The sequence below is a fragment of the Treponema porcinum genome (assembly GCF_900167145.1).
Taxonomy (GTDB): domain Bacteria; phylum Spirochaetota; class Spirochaetia; order Treponematales; family Treponemataceae; genus Treponema_D; species Treponema_D porcinum.
Genome location: NZ_FUWG01000012.1, coordinates 15,629 through 33,496, shown reverse-complemented (window position 1 = coordinate 33,496; position 17,868 = coordinate 15,629). Strand labels below are relative to the sequence as shown.

15 protein-coding genes are annotated in these 17,868 nt (G+C 44.4%); 10 read left to right on the top strand and 5 right to left on the bottom strand.

Annotation, left to right across the window (positions count from 1 at the left end):
• Nucleotides 1-35: 35 nt before the first annotated feature.
• Nucleotides 36-1,910, top strand: coding sequence for a hypothetical protein (locus tag B5D55_RS08355; protein WP_078933552.1), 1,875 nt, complete (start codon nt 36-38; stop codon nt 1,908-1,910).
• Here the strand turns inward: B5D55_RS08355 and B5D55_RS08350 are convergent.
• Nucleotides 1,896-2,501, bottom strand: a complete 606-nt coding sequence (locus B5D55_RS08350; protein WP_078933551.1) for an MBL fold metallo-hydrolase — start codon at nt 2,499-2,501, stop codon at nt 1,896-1,898. The two genes, B5D55_RS08355 and B5D55_RS08350, sit on opposite strands and share 15 nt — an antisense overlap.
• Nucleotides 2,498-3,181 (bottom strand): pentapeptide repeat-containing protein, encoded by a 684-nt coding sequence (locus tag B5D55_RS08345; RefSeq protein ID WP_078933550.1) that lies wholly within the window; start codon nt 3,179-3,181, stop codon nt 2,498-2,500. The genes B5D55_RS08350 and B5D55_RS08345 overlap by 4 nt, the downstream gene beginning before the upstream one ends.
• A 35-nt stretch (nt 3,182-3,216) precedes the next feature.
• On the opposite strand from B5D55_RS08345, the gene murI reads away from it, so the two are divergent.
• Nucleotides 3,217-4,035, top strand: a complete 819-nt coding sequence (gene murI, locus B5D55_RS08340) for a glutamate racemase (RefSeq protein ID WP_234975410.1) — start codon at nt 3,217-3,219, stop codon at nt 4,033-4,035.
• Between the two features lie 138 nt (nt 4,036-4,173).
• Nucleotides 4,174-5,370 carry an NADP-dependent isocitrate dehydrogenase gene (locus B5D55_RS08335; RefSeq protein WP_078933549.1) on the top strand — a complete coding sequence of 399 codons (1,197 nt, stop codon included), beginning with the start codon at nt 4,174-4,176 and terminating at the stop codon, nt 5,368-5,370.
• Nucleotides 5,371-5,538: 168 nt separating this feature from the next.
• On the opposite strand, the gene B5D55_RS08330 is transcribed toward B5D55_RS08335, so the two are convergent.
• Nucleotides 5,539-6,378 (bottom strand): SDR family NAD(P)-dependent oxidoreductase, encoded by an 840-nt coding sequence (locus B5D55_RS08330; protein ID WP_078933609.1) that lies wholly within the window; start codon nt 6,376-6,378, stop codon nt 5,539-5,541.
• A 59-nt stretch (nt 6,379-6,437) separates the two neighbouring features.
• Between B5D55_RS08330 and B5D55_RS08325 the strand changes: the two genes are divergently transcribed.
• Genes B5D55_RS08325 through B5D55_RS08315 form a run of 3 tightly spaced genes read left to right on the top strand, consistent with a single transcriptional unit; the run spans nt 6,438 to nt 8,817 of the window.
• On the top strand, nt 6,438-7,463 hold the full coding sequence (locus B5D55_RS08325) for a sugar kinase (RefSeq protein WP_078933548.1): 1,026 nt from the start codon (nt 6,438-6,440) through the stop codon (nt 7,461-7,463).
• Nucleotides 7,464-7,503: 40 nt separating this feature from the next.
• Complete coding sequence (locus B5D55_RS08320; RefSeq protein WP_078933547.1) at nt 7,504-8,082, top strand: bifunctional 4-hydroxy-2-oxoglutarate aldolase/2-dehydro-3-deoxy-phosphogluconate aldolase; 579 nt, start codon at nt 7,504-7,506, stop codon at nt 8,080-8,082.
• 15 nt (nt 8,083-8,097) lie between these two features.
• Nucleotides 8,098-8,817 (top strand): tRNA 2-thiocytidine biosynthesis TtcA family protein, encoded by a 720-nt coding sequence (locus B5D55_RS08315; protein ID WP_078933546.1) that lies wholly within the window; start codon nt 8,098-8,100, stop codon nt 8,815-8,817.
• Nucleotides 8,818-8,878: 61 nt separating this feature from the next.
• Here B5D55_RS08315 and B5D55_RS08310 read toward each other — a convergent pair whose 3' ends face one another.
• The gene (locus tag B5D55_RS08310; RefSeq protein ID WP_078933545.1) at nt 8,879-10,333 is read right to left on the bottom strand and encodes a nicotinate phosphoribosyltransferase; all 1,455 of its coding nucleotides are present in this window, start codon (nt 10,331-10,333) and stop codon (nt 8,879-8,881) included.
• A gap of 198 nt (nt 10,334-10,531) precedes the next feature.
• Here B5D55_RS08310 and B5D55_RS08305 point away from each other — a divergent pair, with 198 nt between their 5' ends.
• A complete protein-coding gene (locus B5D55_RS08305; protein WP_078933544.1) occupies nt 10,532-11,755 on the top strand; it encodes an LL-diaminopimelate aminotransferase in 1,224 nt (407 codons plus the stop codon).
• 102 nt (nt 11,756-11,857) lie between these two features.
• Here B5D55_RS08305 and B5D55_RS08300 read toward each other — a convergent pair whose 3' ends face one another.
• Nucleotides 11,858-13,063, bottom strand: coding sequence for a hypothetical protein (locus tag B5D55_RS08300; RefSeq protein WP_078933543.1), 1,206 nt, complete (start codon nt 13,061-13,063; stop codon nt 11,858-11,860).
• A gap of 184 nt (nt 13,064-13,247) precedes the next feature.
• Between B5D55_RS08300 and B5D55_RS08295 the strand changes: the two genes are divergently transcribed.
• From B5D55_RS08295 to B5D55_RS08285, 3 genes are all read left to right on the top strand, one after another.
• Complete coding sequence (locus B5D55_RS08295) at nt 13,248-15,683, top strand: chemotaxis protein CheA (protein ID WP_078933542.1); 2,436 nt, start codon at nt 13,248-13,250, stop codon at nt 15,681-15,683.
• A 23-nt stretch (nt 15,684-15,706) separates the two neighbouring features.
• Entirely contained in the window at nt 15,707-17,176 is a 1,470-nt protein-coding gene (locus B5D55_RS08290; RefSeq protein WP_078933541.1) for a CheR family methyltransferase, read from the top strand.
• Between the two features lie 199 nt (nt 17,177-17,375).
• A complete protein-coding gene (locus tag B5D55_RS08285) occupies nt 17,376-17,858 on the top strand; it encodes a chemotaxis protein CheX (protein ID WP_078933540.1) in 483 nt (160 codons plus the stop codon).
• Nucleotides 17,859-17,868: the final 10 nt, after the last annotated feature.

Sequence of the window (17,868 nt, the reverse complement as noted above, 5' to 3'; positions counted from 1 at the left end):
TAGTATTTTTCCGTAAAAAAGAGTAGTATAGAATTATGAAGTTCAATGTAAAACCGTTCCGGCTGCCGGTGTTTTTTGACCGGCTGGAAAAAAGACAGAAAATTCTTCTTGCAGTTGTTGCGGCGCTTCTTGTCCTTGATGGCGCTGTTATCGTTGTAAGGCTGTGCCTTCCTGATTATTCGTATGCTGGTTTTGCAGTTGAAAATTCCAGTTATCCTGTTCAGCATATGGTGGCATTGAATTCTTCAGCCGGAAAAACAGTTCTTCCTGCAAGTGAATATGCGTTTTTCCGCTTTACGGACGCTCAGCGGAAGCAGATTGCTGAATTTTATGAACAAAACGGTACGTGCAGCATTTCAGTGTCTGCCGTTGTTCCTGCCGTATCTTCCAGACTCTATTCTTCTTTAATGGAAAAAGAACTTCCATTTTACTACGGTTTTTTATACGCTTCTGACTTTGATAAAAAAGGAAAGTTTACTGCGGAATTAAAAGAACGCAACCTTTCCGGAACTGATTTGCGGCAGTTTGTAAGGCAGAAAAAGGAAGGATCTGCTTCATTTGATATTGGTTTTGCGCTTGAAAAAAATCTTTCGGTTGAGGCACTTCCTGCCGGTTTTGTAATATACGCTTCCGTTCCGCTTAAGGTTACTGTGGTAAAAGCGGTTTCTGCCCGGGTTGGCTTTGATTATACGCAGGCAGTGCCGTATTATGGAGTTCCTGCAAACGGCGGCGTGTTCGGATCGGCTTCGGCGGTTGATTTTTCCGGATGCTCGATGGTTTTTCCTGTGCAAAACAGCCGGTATTCTGTTATGCCGGAGATTGAACTTGCGTTCTTTCCTGAAGAAAAAACTGCTCTTGCTGAAAATGAACTTTCTGACAAACTTAATCTTAATGCAGGCGGAGAAGTTCTTACTGTCTACAGGGCGCATGGTGTTGAATCGGTAACAATTCAGTCATCTTCACTTCGTTTTCCGTTCAGCCGCTTTGAAATTTCTGAAAATGCCGGCAGTGTTTCAAAACTGATTATGACTTCAAATCCTTCCCGTCTTGTTCCTGAAAAATCAGGAGAAGTTTTATATCCGCTTCGTACTGACCCGGGACTTTTACTCAGAAGCAAAACGGCTTCCTGGCGGACGCAGGATTACGAATTGTACGAATGGGACAGGTTTTCTGGAATTTTATTTTTTGACACGAAAAATTATGATGTTCAGGATGATTTTTTCCGCCGGCTTGCTTTTTATGTTGAAAAAATCGGTTACAAGGGAAAAATTCTTACGGACAGCGAACTTGGCGATATGCACGGCTACAACGCTCATGATTATTCGGCGGAAAGCCTTGCGTCTTTCTTTGCTGTGGCGGAGCGTTCCGGTGTACAGTTGAATGAAAAGGAACTGCTGCTTTGCAGAATTCTTCTTGCAAACGGACTGATTGAACGTTCGGAAGACGGTTACAGACCGCTCGGCGGTGCAATTATTTCAATTTCGCAGGACTCTTCCGCCTGGCTCAGAAAATCGCTGTGCGCTCACGAAATCTGGCACGGACTGTTTTTTACGGACGAAGATTTCCGTACTATGACGGCGGCAGTCTACTATACGATTGATGAAAAATCCCTTGATTTTATACGCGGCTACTGGGCATCACAGCCTGGTCTTGGCTATGACCAGAGCGATATATATCTTATGCACAATGAATTTATGGCATACATTATGCAGCAGCCGCTGAACTCCGTTGCTTCGTATTTTGTGCACGTGGCAAACCGCGGCTCTGTGATGAAAGCAATGCCTGATTTATGTGCGTATGTGCGTGATACAAAAGGAATTACGTTTGAAGATGCCGCCGGCATATTCGACAGCTATGCCGCTGACCGGTGGGGATTACGGTGCGGCCGCGTTTTCTTAGTCGTGCGATGAAAATGCAAACTGGCTCGGCTCTAAGTCCTTGTAGTTTACGTCCTTGTTGAACCGCCGTTCTGCACCTACTGTTGTCGGCGGTCCGTGTCCCGGCATAATGACTGTATTTTCCTGCTGTGAAAGTATTTTTTCGTTCAGGTTGAGCCTGAGGATATGGCTTGAATAGGATGAGTTTGTGCTTCCGATTCTGCCGGCAGAAATTGAATCACCGGTAAAAAAGACGTTCCCGATTTTATAGACCATCGAATCTGCCGTATGTCCCGGAAGCGTAATATATTGCACTGTCATTCCTGCAAGGCGGATTTTTCCGTTTCCAGTGATTACGTTCGTTTCTTTTCCTGCAATTTCCCAGTCTGCACCGTATATTTTCGGCGTATAGATTTTTGTAAGCGTTTTCAGCCCGTGAACGTGGCTTCCGTGGTTATGCGTAACAAGTACGGCAACAAGCTTGTAGGAATTTGATTCAAGCTGGTCAATTATTGACTCCGTGATGATTCCCGGGTCTATGATGAGGGCTTCTTTTGTTTTTTCATTTGCGACGATGTAGCAGTTTGAAAATCCCGTAAGGTTCAGGTGAAAATAAATTTTCATAATACTGCATCTCCCGTATCAAGAGGGGCAGTCGTACCGCCTAAATCTGCGAAAAGTTCGCTTTCCTGATTGTCAAAAATTGCCTCGCGCGTATTTGACATTTTGAAAGAAACGTTTTCCTGTTCAATGTCGCAGAAATGCGTTTTTTTCAGATTGCAGTTTCTGAACGACGTGTTCACAAGCCGTGCTTTTATAAAACGGGAATTGTACAGGTCGGAATCGTCAAAGGACGACTGGAATGACTGAATTCCGTTATAATTGTTCTGAATCATATCGCCTTCTGTAAACAGCGAATGCGAAAATTTGCATCCTGCAAACGATGTGAACTGCATAGTGCTTTTGAGAAACGTGCAGTCCGTGAACACGGCAAAATCGAACATACTCATAATTGTCCGGCAGTTTTTTGAATGAATGTTTGTGAAAGTACAGTGCATAAAATTGCAGCCGTAGAATTTTTTACCGGAAAAATCAATGCCGGTGAACGTCATTCCTGCGGTATTAAGTCCAACGATTGTTTCGTGCGTGTTTATGTAATTGTAGATGTCCGCCTGAATTTTTGCTGGATTTGGAATGTGATCCAGACAGTATGTCTTTCCGTCCACGATTTCTCCGCTTTCATCTATTACAGAAACGGCAAGGTTACTGCAGGCACGTACAAGACATTTATTTAAAGTGAACATAGGTAAATGTTAAAGTATTGCGGTTGTTCTGTCAAATGATTATTATGCTTGGTATGGTCAATTTTGCGTTTCTTGATTCCGGCACTGGCGGACTTCCGTATCTTACATATCTGAAGAAAAAAAATCCTTCTGCCAGTTGCATTTACATCGGTGATACAAAACATTTTCCGTACGGAGAAAAGACAGAGGCGCAGATAATTGAAAATGCCTGCGGCTGTGTGGAAAAAATCATCGCGCGCTGGAATCCGCATACGGTTGTTATTGCGTGCAATACGATTTCTGTTACTGCACTGGAAGAATTGCGCTGCCGTTTTCCTGATACGCCGTTTGTAGGGACAGTTCCGGCTATAAAACCTGCCGGGCTTATTTCGAAAACCCGGCGGATAGGGCTTCTTGCAACAAACGCAACTGTCCGCCATCCCTATACTGCCGGTTTATGCAGCCGTTTTGCGCCAGACTGCCGGCTTGTTTCGCGCGGTGACCCGGAACTGATTTCGTTTATCGAGCACCGTTTTTTTTCTGCGACGGAATCCGAACGGATTGCTGCTGTCCGTCCCGCCGTTGATTTTTTCAGGGAGAACGGCTGCGATGTAATCGTCCTTGCGTGTACTCATTTTCTGAATATGGCAGATTACATTCAGGCGTATGCAGGAAGTGCCATTCAGGTTATTGACTCAAGGGAAGGCGTTGCTTCTCATGCGCTTTCTGTGGAAAAGACCGGCGCTGGCAAAACGCCTTGCGAGCCGGAAGAATCTGCACTGTATGTAACCGGTTTTTCTGTCAGTAACGACAGCTGCGAGTATGAAACGTTCTGCCGCCGGAATAATATAAAGTTCGGCGGAATTCTTCAGTAAAATACGGAAAAGTATTCCGCCTTGCAGGACTGTGCGCATCGTTTTTCAGTCTTTTTTTCCTACAAGGAGCGTCATTTTCCTTGCGATTTCTTCTATTATAAAATTGAATAACCTTACTGTTTTTGCTATACTGCCGCTATGGCTAAAATTCAAATGAAAAATAAAATCGCTGAGCTTGACGGCGATGAAATGACACGTGTTTTGTGGCAGGTGATTAAGGACGAACTTCTTACACCTTATGTTGATTTGCAGACAGAATATTATGATCTCGGGCTGAAAAACCGTGATGATTCTGACGACAAGATTACCTACGAAGCAGCTGCGGCAATCAAACGTCTTGGCGTAGGTGTAAAATGCGCTACGATTACATCAAACGCTGCCCGCGTAAAAGAATACAATTTGAAGCAGCTTACACCCAGCCCGAACGGCATTATCCGCGCGGAACTTGACGGAACTGTTTTCCGCACGCCGATTTTTGTAAAGAATGTTCAGGGTACTGTTTCCTGCTGGAAAAAGCCTATTATTCTTGGCCGTCACGCATACGGCGATGTATATAAAAACTGCGAAATTAAGACTCCGTGCGCAGGAAAAGCCGAACTTGTATTTACAGGTGAGGACGGAACGGAAATCCGCAAGACTATTATGGATATGAAAGGACCTGGAATTATTCAGGGAATTCACAATCTTGACAAATCAATAGAAAGTTTTGCGCGTTGCTGCTTTACGTACGCGCTTGACCAGAAAGTTTCTGTGTGGTTCGGAGCAAAAGACACCATCAGCAAGACGTATGACGGTGACTTTAAGGCGATTTTCCAGAATGTTTTTGACACGGAATTTAAAGATTCGTTTGAAAAAGCCGGAATTGAATATTTCTATACGCTGATTGACGATTGCGTGGCACGCATAATGAAGCACGAAGGCGGCATTATGTGGGCGTGCAAGAATTATGACGGTGACGTGATGAGCGATATGGTTGCGTCTGCCTGCGGAAGCCTTGCGATGATGACAAGCGTTCTTGTAAGCCCGGACGGAAAATTCGAGTACGAAGCAAGTCACGGAACTGTACAGAAGCATTATTACCGCTATCAGAAGGGTGAAAAGACTTCAACCAATCCTGTTGCGCTGATTTTTGCCTGGACGGGAGCTCTTGCAAAGCGCGGCGAACTTGACGGAACGCCTGAACTTGTTGACTTTGCAAAACGCCTTGAAAAGGCAACGCTTGATACGATTGAAGCTGGCATTATGACCGGCGATATCGCACGTATTGCAAGTCCTGCTGCAAAAAAAGTTCTGAATTCCTGGGATTTTATTGCGGCAATAAAAGAACGCCTGTAAGACAGAAACTGTAAAATTAAAAAAAGCCTGCGTTTTTCCGTACGGTGCGCTGAACACCGATGGATAATTGCAGGCTTTTTTATTTTGTGCATAACGGCTGTCCGTTCTTTTTTATAATTGCAGATTTCTTTTACGAAAAAGAGTGGCTTCCGCAACGGTAAAACCGTTTCAGGAAAGTCCGTTTGAGCCATTCGGGCGCTTGCAGTATTTGTACGTAAAAAGCGCACCGAGATACCGCCCTATAAATCTGCTTGCCGCCGCCTTGAACTTCCATTTAAAAGCATAGATTGCGACGTGCTTGTTCCGGGATGCTTTTTTCAGGCAGTGGCGGACGACTTTTTCTGACGGAAGCCCGTGCCTTACTTCCGTGCGTGCGCCGTTTGAGGCAACTTTTGCAAATTCTGTGCTTACAGGACCAGGACAAAGTGCGCAGACTTTTATTCCCTTGTCGCTGAGTTCTGCGGCAAGCGCCATCGTAAAACTCAGGACATACGATTTTGTTGCGGCATATACGGCAAAATTTCCCAGCGGCAGGAATGAGGCAAGGCTTGCCGTATTTATGATGACGGAATTTTTTTTCATAAGAGGAATACAGCTGCCACAGATTCCTGTGAGGGAAATGCAGTTTAAGTCTATCATATCAAGTTCTTTAGAGATGTCCGTTTCTTCAAACGTTCCGTAAGTTCCGAAACCGGCATTGTTTATCAGTACGGAAACAGTAATTCCGCCATTTTTTTCTTCAAGGAGTTTTTCGCTGTTCAAAAATGCGTTGAACCTTGCAAGACCTGCCCTTCCGCTTATGTCTGCTTCAATTGCACGTGCGTGCGGAATATTTTTTTCCGGAAAATCTGCTTTTTTCTTTTCAATTTCATTTGCAACTTTAATAAGATTTTCTTTTCTCCGCGCAATAAGCCACAGTTCGTCTGCTTCAAAAAAATCTGAAAACTGAAGCGCAAAGTCTTTTCCCATTCCGGAACTTGCGCCTGTAATAACTGCTATTTTTTTCATATCGTGAAGTATATCATATATCATTGACTTTACCAAATCTCTCGTTTATTCTTTTTTATATGGAAAAAATAGTGCTTTTTGGTGAGCTTATGCTGCGGCTCAAACCTTCTGGAAAAGAAAGATTGTTCCAGTCTCCCTGCCTTGAGTCTGTTTTTGGCGGCAGCGAAGCAAACGTTGCTGTGAGCCTTGCTGTCTTTGGAAAAAACGTATGCTATGTGACGGCGCTTCCCGACAATGCCGTGGGAGAAGCCGCCGCCGCAAGCTTGAGATATTACGGCGTCCGTGTTGATGCGCTCCGTAAGCCGGGAAGGCTCGGTATTTATTACCTTGAAGACGGTGCGTGCCAGCGGCCTTCGCAGGTAATTTATGACAGGAGCGGAAGCTGTCTTGCCGTTACAAAAAGCGATGAATATGACTGGGAAAATATTTTTGACGGATGCAGCTGGTTTCATTTGTCAGGAGTGACGCCGGCTGTTAGTGCAGAGGCGGCGGACTGTGCGCTTTGTGCGGTAAAAAAAGCGCATAAATGCGGTGCGCGTGTGAGCGTAGATTTGAACTATCGAAAAAAACTCTGGAAATACGGAAAATCTGCGAATGAAGTTATGCGCGTTCTTGCAGAAAATGCTGACGTTCTCATTGCAAACGAGGAGGACATTCAGCATTGTCTTGGAATTCCTCTGCGTAATTTTACGACGCCGGCAGAAAGTTACAGGGATTTGTGCATTCAGGTGAAAAAACACTTTCCAAACGTAGATTATGTAGCTGTTACGCTAAGGCACAGCTATTCTGCGGACAGAAACGGCTGGTCTTCCGTTCTTCTGGGCAAGTTCGGATTTTATGAAGGCGCTCATTATGATATAGAAAACATTGTGGAGCGCGTAGGTGCTGGAGATTCTTTTGCCGCCGGACTTATTTACGGCCTGACGGAATTCGATATGAATTCAGAAGGGGAGAGGAAGGCTCTTGATTTTGCAACTGCGGCTTCCTGCCTTAAACATTCCGTTCCAGGAGATTTTAATCTTGTCAGAAAGGAAGAAGTTTACTCTCTTATGAGCGGAAATGCAGCCGGACGAATACAGCGTTAAGGCGGACTTTTTGCGGTTATTGAAAAAATAAGGATGACGAATGAACAGAAAACAGATTGAATGTGATAAAAAAATTGCGCAGGCTGGAGGCATTGCCGTTCTCTCTGCCGTAACGCCGGAGGAAGCTGTTTTAAAAGCCGGAAAACTGCTTTCGGCAGGAATTCGCGCGCTTGAAATTCCTTACCGCGGAAAAGATTTTTTTGATGCGGCGGATGCGTGCATTCGGGCAGTGCGTCGGGAAGTTCCTGAAATGCTTGTTGGTGCGGCAACTGTCATAAATCCTGTAATTGCCCGTCGTGCAGTAAAAGCCGGCGCACAGTTTATCCTTTCGCCGGGCTTTAATCCTCGTACGGTGCGATACTGCCTTCGTCATTCCATACCGGTCTACCCGGGAGTTGCTACTTCGTCAGAAATTGAGCGTGCTCTTGAATTCGGACTTTCTACGCTTAAGTATTTTCCGGCAGAAGCGCTTGGCGGCGTAAAAATGCTTTCCGCACTGGCAGGACCTTTTCCGCAGGTTCGTTTTATCGTAAGCGGTGGACTTAATGCGCAGAACGCAGAAGAATATAAAAAGTGCCGGAACGTTGCTGTTGTAAGCGGTTCGTGGCTTTCAAAATAGTGGCGGAAAGCTGATATGCAGAAAAACAGGCTTTTTTCCCTTATAGACAAGGCTGTATTTGACTATCACCTGATTGAGCGAAACGACAGGATTTTAGTCGGAGCGAGCGGCGGCAAGGATTCTACCGCCCTCATTGAGTATCTTGCAAACCGAAGCCGCCGCCCTGACTGCGGATTTTCGTTTACGGCGCTTAATATCCAGACTGAATTTGGCGGCGCAATTCCGGAATCAATTGCAAATCTTTTCAGGGAATGGAACGTTGATTTCCGGGTGATTTCTATTGACGTTCAGGGACGGCTTAAGCCCGGAAAAAAGATGAACTGCTACTGGTGTTCTACTCAGCGCCGTACGGAACTGAATTCCTATGCAATTCAAAACGGTTACAACAAAATTGCGCTCGGTCATCATCTTGACGATGTTCTTGAAACGGCGATTATGAACTCCCTTCACAAGGGTGAACTCAGTACGATGATTCCTTCGCTCCGGTATGAAAAATATCCTGTAACGATTATCCGTCCGCTTTATTACGCAATGGAAAAACTCATTATTGAGCACGCTAAGGAGCGCGGCTATTATGGCTATACGTGTACCTGTACATTTCAGGATAACAGTACCAGAAAAGATGCGCGCGCAAAACTTTCCGCCCTTACGGAGAATAATCCTGTCTTAAAACAGCACCTTTTTGACGCGCTTATGAACGTCAATGTTTCATATCTTCCGAAAAAACAGTCGTAAAACCCTGAGGAAAACTGACGCAAAAAATACCGCCGGAAAAATCTGGCGGCATTCAGTCCTTTTATTTCAGGTTTTTATTTATAAAATCTACTTTTAGTTCCTTAAGTTTTTCTGTGATTGAAACTTTGTAGATGTGCGGATTTAAAATCCGCTTGTAGCTTTCGTCAAAACTTGCAAGCTGTTTCTGCATTGTTTCGCGGCTTAGCCTCAGCTGTTCGGAATCATTTATGCGTGGTGAAAGGCGCTTTCCTTTTTCAAGACGTTTTTTTAGTAGAGGCTCTATTTGCGAAGCTTTATAGCTGAACTGCCGGTAGTCAACCATCGGGTGATAGAAGCGGTATTCTTTTCCGCATTCAAGTGTTTCGCCTTCAAGCGCAAGAATGTCCGCCGCTGCATTGCCGTTGTCATCATACAGACGGAATACGTTTTTTATTCCCGGATTTGTTGTTTTTGCCGGATTGTCGCTGAATTTCATTGCAGGAATCATTTTGTCCGTGTCTTTGTCGTGGCGTGCGGCAAGCTTGTATACTCCGGTAAAACTTGACTCATTTCCTCCGGTAACCATATGCGTGCCGACGCCCCAGCTGTCAATCGGAGCGTTTCCGGCAACAAGAGTAGAAATTATTTCTTCTGTAAGTTCGTTTGATACTGAAATTTTTGCCTGTGGAAAACCGGCTTTGTCAAGTTCTTTCCGTACTTCGCGCGTAAGGTAGGAGATGTCGCCGGAATCAAGGCGCACGCCGAAATTGTAGCCTTTTTCAACAAGTTCGGCTCCTGCGGTGATTGCGTTTTTTATTCCAGATTTCAGCGTGTCGTATGTGTCTATGAGGAACACAGAATTCTGCGGATAGATTTTTGCGTATTCGCGGAATGCCTCCAGTTCGCTTGAATGACTCATAATCCAGGAGTGCGCCATCGTTCCCATAACAGGAATTCCGTACAGTTTTCCGGCAAGCGTGTTTGACGTTCCGGCTGCTCCTCCGATGAAAGCCGCTCTTGTTGCGCTCATTGCGCCGTCCGGCCCCTGCGCACGCCTTAGTCCGAATTCCATAATCGGCGCACCTTTTGACGCAAGCCATACGCGCGCTGTTTTTGTTGCAATAAGGCTCTGGAAATTTACGATGTTCAGGATAAGTCCTTCAAGAATTTGCGCTTCAATCAGATTTGCGTGAATGCGGACGAGCGGTTCCTGCGGAAAAATTACCGTTCCTTCGTCCATCGTGTAAAGGTCGCCGGTAAACCTGAACGTTTTTAGATAGTCAAGGAATCCCTGTTCAAAAATTCCCTGTTCCTTTAAAAATGCAATGTCATCGTCTTCAAAATGAAATTCCGTGATTGAATCGATGAGAGTTTCGTTGCCTGCCAGTACGGAAAAGCCGCCGTTAAACGGATTTCGCCTGAAAAACATATCGAAAACGACTTCCTGATTCATCTGTGCCTTCCAATAGCCCTGCGCCATTGTAAGTTCGTAAAAGTCGGTGAACAAAGCATTGCTGCAAAAATAGGATTTGTTCATAAAAAACCTCAGAAAATAAAAGTAGGGGGGATTTCTGTGAGTCTGCCCCCAAAGTATGGTACACAGCCTGCTTTTCCCAACTCGTAAAATAATACTCCGAATTTTAGTTTTTGTCATTATGCAGAATGTCCGCTTTGCTCCGAAACTGCCTTGTTCAGAGAATTGAAATGAGCCGCCTGTTTGTGCTATTATTCTTCTATGATAAAGAGAAATACCGGATTTACACATTTAACAGCGGGATATTTGTTCCCGGAAGTTGCTCGCCGTCGCCGCGAGTATGCAAAAAATCACCCTGAGGCTTCGATTATCAGCCTTGGTGTAGGAAATACAACAGAGCCGTTGCCGAAGTTTATTGCAAAAGCAATGGCTGACTATGCAATCGGTCTTTCAACGGCGGAAGGCTATTCCGGTTACGGAGATGACTGCGGAAACGCGGAACTGCGCCGGAAAATCGCCGAGACTTTCTACAACGGAATGGCGGATGCGGACGAAATATTCGTTGCCGACGGTGCAAAATGCGACATTGCCCGGCTTCAGACGCTGTTCGGTTCAAAAGTGCAGATTGCCGTTCAAGACCCTGCGTATCCTGTTTACGTTGACGGTTCTGTAATTGTCGGCGCGGCAGGTAAAAATAACGGAAAAGGCTACAAGGGCGTAACTTATATGCCGTGTACGCCGGAAAATAACTTTTTCCCGGATCTTTCCGTCGTAAAAAAGAATTCATTGATTTATTTCTGTTCGCCTAACAATCCGACGGGATGCGCTTCAACCAGGGAAGAGCTGGTGCGCCTTGTTGATTTTGCGAACAAAAACGGATGCATCATTATTTTTGATGCAGCGTACCGTGAGTTTATCCGCGATGACAATCTTCCTAAGACGATTTTTGAAATTGCCGGAGCACGTACGTGTGCCATCGAAATAAATTCGTTCTCCAAGCCAGCCGGCTTTACCGGCGTGCGTCTTGGCTGGTCTGTCGTTCCAAAAGACCTTAAGTTTGCGGACGGAACAAGCGTAAATGCCGACTGGACGCGCGTTCAGACAACGCTTTTTAACTGTGCATCAAATATTGCTCAGGCAGGCGGACTTGCATGTCTTGAACCGGAAGGTCTTTCTGCAATGAAAGAGGTAATTGATTATTATCTTGAAAATGTCCGCCTTATTCACAAGACTCTTGAAGGGGAGAACTTTAAGAAGGCTGGAGTTCAAATTTATTCTACCGGTAATTCGCCGTATTTGTGGGTAAAATTTCCGGGAATGAAAAGCTGGGATGTATTCGACCTTATTCTTGATAAATGCAATGTCGTTACTACTCCTGGTTCAGGCTTTGGTCCTGCCGGCGAAAGTTTTATCCGTTTCAGTTCGTTCGGTCACCACGCAGACGTAGAGGAAGCCTGCCGCCGCCTTGCGAATTTAAGTCTGTAATCCGGCAGATTGCTTTTTCTGCCTGACGGAAAGACAGCGTTAAATAAAAAGAGCCTGCAGACGTTTTGTTTTTCAAAATGTCCGCAGGCTCTTTTTATTTGCCTAGAACTGCGATTTATATCCAATACTTATTTTAAATGCCTTGTACCAGTCGCTGTCCATAATGTCTGTAAAGTTCATCTGAAACATTGAATGAAGTTCTCCATTAAACAGTTTCAGTTCAAGGTACGGAGCAGCCGCAATCGAATAATCGTCGAACAAATCCGCCGGCGTGCCAAGGTGGGAAAAATTCTTGTCCGGGAACGTAAGGGATGCATTTATTCCGAACAGGAACATTTTGTTTTTGAAATACAGATTGTCGGTGTAAATATTTATGTTCATTCCGAGCGTATCGTTTATAAAAATAAAATCTTTTACAGTGTCTTCAGGAAGACTGAATGCCGTTACGTCGACCTGACATTTTTTTCCGCGGAAACGAGGTTCGAACAGAAGATACGTTTTTTCTTCGTCGAATTCGAATTTTTCATCGCGCTTTGTAAACGGAATGTCAGAAATGCCGCCCTGTATGAAAAGCGAAGTAGTGTATGCGTTTCCTATGAGCATATTGAATCCGCCGCGCCAGTACACTTTGTCAACTACGATAAACGCATCGTCATAATTAGAAGATTCCAGCGGAACGCCGATGCCGGCAGTTATATCGAGGGTGAAAAAGCGGTATACGCAGGCAAAGCGGTATGCAGCGTTGAATACGTAGCAGTCGTCAAGTTCGTGGTTTACGTAGATGTATACGCCCGTTGCAATCGGGTAGGAGTCAAAATGAACGATGTCTGCGCCGCCTACACCGAAAAGCGGATAGATGATTGAACCTGCAAGACCAAGCCAGCTTTCTGTAATTCGTGATGAAATCGGCTGTATTCCAAACTGTCTTCTTAGAAATATATCAGAGCCGATAGGTTCGTACGTTCCTACAAAAAAACTGATGTAGTTTGTTGCACTCAGCAACTGCTGCCTGTGGACAATGGAAAGTTCGTCAATTTGAAAATAAGCAGGCGTTTCTTTAAACAGGGAATTTTCTATAATATCGTCTGTCTTAAGCGAAAATTCACCGTGGACAATTGTATTTGAAGAAATGTTAAGCTGACCTGCAAAAAATGACTGGATTTTCAGCTGCGGGTCAAAGTCTGATGAGTCTTTTTTTGAGTCAAAGTCGAATTTCGCTCCTGCAAATCCGCTGAAAAATATTTCTGCGCATAAAACGCTTCCAAGTATATGTAATAAAAATGCTAAAAATGCTGCTTTTTTCATCATAGTCTGTACTCCCGGAATAAAACAAAACTCCACGTTCTTTATCGGCATAAAACATTCCGGACTTGAGTTTAATCTTCATTATGCCCGGCAGAATGATTTGTTTTTCGGTATTTTTTTTCCCGATTTTCATTTTTCATTTTTTTTTTGCTTGATTTAAGAAAATAACAATATATAATATATAACTATGAGCGACTATCTTGATCCGAATAATGAAGAACTCCTGAAAGACTTTTTTGCAGAAGCCGAGCAGCAGGTTGAAACGCTTGAGAGCAATATTCTTATAATAGAAAATGATCCGGGCAATCACGAAGCTGTTGATGAGATTTTCCGCGCTGCGCATACATTGAAAGGCGGTTCTGCAACAGTAGAAATGACTGAACTTTCTACGTTTACTCATAAAGTAGAGGATGTTCTTGACGAAATCCGTTCCGACCGTCTTTCCGTTGATGAAGCTGTTGTGGATGTTCTTCTTTCTTCTATTGACGTTATCAAGGTGATGCTTGAAGCCCGTGCAAACGGCAGTGTTTATACTGAAAACATAGACTCGCTGGTAGAGAAACTTCATAAATATATTCCAGAAAAAGGTGCAAAGAAGGCAAAAACGCCGTCTGTTGCTCCAAAACCGGTTCCTGCACCTGCGCCGGAGCCTGCTGTTCTGGAGGCTTCTTCCGGCAGTTCCGGTGCGCCTGTTTTTGAATATCCGGAATTAAAAGAAGACGAATTTAACGAACTTTCCGAAGCGTGCGAAGGTTCTCAGAAATTGTGGCGCGTTGCCGTAAAATTTGACCAGAACAATCCGATGAATTCTGTCGGCGGAATACAGGTTTTTGCCGCATTGAAGGCGCTCGGAAGCGTACTGAAGACAGTTCCTGATTTTGATGCGCTGTATGAAGATGAATTCCACGAGAATGTTTTTTACTATCTTGCATCTGATTCTACGGCAGAAAAAATAGAAGATACTGCTTTTTTAGGCGATGTTACGATTTGTACCGATGCACAGCTTATTTCAGGACCGGTAGGAGCTTCTTCTGCTTCATCCGGTGCAGTTGCCGAAACAGCCGTAACTGCTGCTTCTGAAAAAACTTATGATGTGCCGGAGAAAGCTCCTTCTGCTGCCGAGGCAAACGCTGATGAAAAAGCTGCGCCTTCTGCGGAGCAGCCTTCTTCTTCCGGTTCTTCTGATAAAAAGCCAGAACCTGAGCACAGGAAAGAGGGCGACAAAGCCGGTGCGCAGCATTCTGTCCAGCAGAATTCTGTTCTCCGCGTAGATTCAAAGCGTATCGACTACCTTTTAAATCTTGTAAGTGAAACTGTCATCGCAAAAGCTTCATTCAATCAGCTTGCGGCAACTCTTTCTAATGAAATGACGCATTTCCAGTCCGCTGAAAACATACTGAAGACGAGTTACCGTCGCCTTATGGAGCGGATTCCGATGTATCTTGAGCAGATTCAGGAAGGAAAATCGATAAAAGATGTACGCGCGGAAATTATGAAAGAATACGACGGACTTGGTTCTATATTTGACGCTGATGATGCAGAACTTAAGGCGATTGCTACAAAACTCCGTTCTTCAACGCAGAATTTAGGCAGGATTACAGGCGAGCTTCAGGAAGGCGTTATGAAAATCCGAATGGTTCCGATAAATCAGATTTTCAGCCGTTTCCCGCGTGTCGTGCGTGATTTGCAGCGTGATTTGAATAAGAAAATTGAACTTGAGATTGAAGGTGAAGATACGGAGCTTGATAAATCCGTCGTTGAAGATTTGCTTGACCCGATTATGCATTGTGTCCGCAATTCTGTTGACCACGGTATTGAAGCTCCGGAAGTTCGTGTTGCTGCCGGAAAGCCGGAAACTGGTCATGTCCTTTTAAAGGCTTCCAACGAAGGAAATCTTATTGTCATTGATATTGCAGATGACGGTGCCGGTATTGATGCGGAAAAAGTACGCAATAAGGCAATTCAGAAAGGTCTTATTCACCCGGATAAGGTTTTAACCGAATCCGAGTGCCACCAGCTTATATTTGAGCCGGGATTTTCTACTGCGGAAAAAATTTCAAATATTTCCGGTCGTGGCGTAGGTCTTGATGTTGTAAAGACTATGATAGACAAACTGAACGGCTCTGTTACCGTTTCTTCAGAAAAGGGCAAGGGAACGACGTTCAGTATCCGTCTGCCGCTTACGCTTGCAATAATTCAGGGACTTCTTGTACGTGTAGGAAAAGAAGTTTATTCTATTCCGATTGCATCCGTAATTGAAAGCCAGCGGATTTTACAGACTGATATAAAGACGATTGATAATTACGAGGTCTTGAACCTGCGTAACGAAGTAATAAGCGTTCTGCGACTTTCGCGCCTGTTCGGGCTTGAGGAGGCGGAAGCAACCGAATACTGCAACATCGTCATCGTCGGTTCTAAAGATAAGAAAGTCGGAATTATGGTAGATTCTCTTATCGGTGAGGAAGATGTAGTTATAAAACCGTTGCGTGATCAGTTTACGGTTACACCGGGCATTGCGGGTGCATCAATTCTTGGTGACGGCTCTGTGTCGTTGATTATTGATGTCAGCCAGCTGCTTGAACTTAGCATTAAGCAGGATCTTGCCGCTCAGAAGAATGCCTGAGCAGACAATGGAAGTGAGGAAATATGACGATTGAATCTATATTAGTATCTGACAGTTCAGAAGATAATACGCTCGTTGCTGTTGCTGAGGAGAGCAGCCGCGAGGATTCCAGAAATGAGCAGACGACAATTGATTTCAAGATGGTTACGTTCTCTTTGTCCGGCAAGGATTATGCAATTGATATTATGAATGTCAAGGAAATTGCTAAGGCAGGGAATTTTACCTATGTTCCGAATGTCCTGCCGTTCGTAGTCGGCGTGTACAATCTTCGCGGCGAGATTATTCCTATTCTTGATATGCGTCTGTTTTTCAATATCCGTACTGCCTGCGATGAAAAGCCGGATCTTGAAAATCTGCTGATTCTTACGATTGAGGAGCAGACTTTCGGTATTATTGTAGACAAGATAGACAAGGTTGTAGGCGTTCAGAAAAGTTCAATTCAGCCGCCGCATCCTCTGTTCAGCGATGTAAATATAAAATATATTTCCGGCGTTGTGGAAAGCAACAAGCGCCTGTACATTCTGCTTGATATTGAGCGGATTTTTTCAAAGGCATCGCCGGACAATACTCTGCATACGATAGATAAGGCTGTGGCAAATGCTGCTATGCCGGCAAAAAGGAATGCAAATGCTGTTCCGGCAGACGCTGCTACAGCCGTTAAGAAAACTGCCGGAAAAGAAGGGTATAAGCAGGTGGCTTCGGAGGATTCTGCTCCTGCTCCTGTTTCTGAAAAACAGCCGGCACCGGCAGAAGACGACACAAACTATTCTTTTATAGTGGATGGCTTGCGGACATACGGAAAATTTACAGTTTCTTCTGTAAATGAAAGCTGGGTAAAATACCGTTTTTCAGAATGGAAGAAAGAAAGGAACGCAGATAAATTGCAGATTGTTAATCAGGCCGATGCCGATGCGTTCCTTAAGCCGTTCTGGTCTGCAAATTCCGGTAGCTGGTGGTCAAAGGAATATGCTGATGCAATTTATGCGGCTTTACCGGAAAATTCTGCAAAGCAGGTAATTGTATGGAATCCGGGTTGCGGCGGCGGTGCAGAAACTTACTGCCTTGCCTGCGTACTTGCAAAAAGGTATCCGAATTCAAAAGTCAGGGTATATGCGCAGGATATTGACTTGCTGGGCGTTTCTAATGCGCCGCTTCTTTCTGTTCCTGAGTCTGCTGTTTCCGGATGGCTTGAACCGTATCTTATAAAAAATGCTGCTGGTAAATCCGTTTTCTCTAAAGAGATTAAGGACAGCATTATGTTTGAATACCATGATTGCCTTCATACAAATACTCTTCCTATGGCTGACGTTATTTTTGCACGGGATTTGCTTTCCCTTCTGGAAACCGAAATGCAGAAAAATGTCATTACTGATTTCAGTGAAAAACTGAAGGGAAACGGTACTTTGTTTGTGGGAGATAATGAAGAATTGGGAAATGTGGCGGAGTTCTGCGAGTCTACGGCGGGCTCTGTTACAGTGTATAAAAAACAGTAAGGAGGTGTGCCGGAAACTGCCGTAAACGGTAAATTGTTTCTGTCTTAATGAAGTTTGCGTTGCAGGCTTCTGTTTTTTCGATTGATACTTGGTTTGCGTTGCAAACTTTATAATATTTACTGTCCTGTTTTATTACGGGACTTTGTTAAAGAGTCGTTCAGGAATTTTGTTTCGGCGCGGCTTTTTACGGGAGTATCTGATGAGAGTAGAATATATTAATCCGTTTGTAGAAACGTCTTACAGAGTTCTAAAAGAAGTTCTTGGCGGCGCGGAAGTAAAACGGGGGAATTTATATTTGAAGTCAACTGCAATGCCTGTTATGGGTGTTGCGGCTTTGGTTGGTCTTGCAGGAGATGTTGAAGGTCGTGTACTTTTTGATATGACCTTGGAAACTGCCCTGAATATTGCATCAAAAATGAACGGCGAAAAACTTGAAGTTTTTGATGACCTTGCAAAGGCGACAATCAGCGAACTTGCAAATTTGATTACGGCTCAGGCTGTAACAAAGCTGCATGAATTGAATTTTAAATTTGACCTTACGCCACCGGCATTGTTCGCCGGACAGAAGATGGAAATAGCAGCATTAGGCGGAACATCAGAGAACGTAGAAGCTTTGATTGTTCCTCTTATTACTGAATATGGTAAAATAGAAGTTAACGTAGCAATACGGGAACGTGCATAAAGAGCTAGGA

Bases quoted from the DNA above. Each gene is read 5' to 3' on its own strand.
- B5D55_RS08355 (WP_078933552.1), top strand. From the start codon at position 36: ATGAAGTTCAATGTAAAACCGTTCCGGCTGCCGGTGTTTTTTGACCGG.
- B5D55_RS08350 (WP_078933551.1), bottom strand. From the start codon at position 2,501: ATGAAAATTTATTTTCACCTGAACCTTACGGGATTTTCAAACTGCTAC.
- B5D55_RS08345 (WP_078933550.1), bottom strand. From the start codon at position 3,181: ATGTTCACTTTAAATAAATGTCTTGTACGTGCCTGCAGTAACCTTGCC.
- murI (WP_234975410.1), top strand. From the start codon at position 3,217: ATGATTATTATGCTTGGTATGGTCAATTTTGCGTTTCTTGATTCCGGC.
- B5D55_RS08335 (WP_078933549.1), top strand. From the start codon at position 4,174: ATGGCTAAAATTCAAATGAAAAATAAAATCGCTGAGCTTGACGGCGAT.
- B5D55_RS08330 (WP_078933609.1), bottom strand. From the start codon at position 6,378: ATGAAAAAAATAGCAGTTATTACAGGCGCAAGTTCCGGAATGGGAAAA.
- B5D55_RS08325 (WP_078933548.1), top strand. From the start codon at position 6,438: ATGGAAAAAATAGTGCTTTTTGGTGAGCTTATGCTGCGGCTCAAACCT.
- B5D55_RS08320 (WP_078933547.1), top strand. From the start codon at position 7,504: ATGAACAGAAAACAGATTGAATGTGATAAAAAAATTGCGCAGGCTGGA.
- B5D55_RS08315 (WP_078933546.1), top strand. From the start codon at position 8,098: ATGCAGAAAAACAGGCTTTTTTCCCTTATAGACAAGGCTGTATTTGAC.
- B5D55_RS08310 (WP_078933545.1), bottom strand. From the start codon at position 10,333: ATGAACAAATCCTATTTTTGCAGCAATGCTTTGTTCACCGACTTTTAC.
- B5D55_RS08305 (WP_078933544.1), top strand. From the start codon at position 10,532: ATGATAAAGAGAAATACCGGATTTACACATTTAACAGCGGGATATTTG.
- B5D55_RS08300 (WP_078933543.1), bottom strand. From the start codon at position 13,063: ATGATGAAAAAAGCAGCATTTTTAGCATTTTTATTACATATACTTGGA.
- B5D55_RS08295 (WP_078933542.1), top strand. From the start codon at position 13,248: ATGAGCGACTATCTTGATCCGAATAATGAAGAACTCCTGAAAGACTTT.
- B5D55_RS08290 (WP_078933541.1), top strand. From the start codon at position 15,707: ATGACGATTGAATCTATATTAGTATCTGACAGTTCAGAAGATAATACG.
- B5D55_RS08285 (WP_078933540.1), top strand. From the start codon at position 17,376: ATGAGAGTAGAATATATTAATCCGTTTGTAGAAACGTCTTACAGAGTT.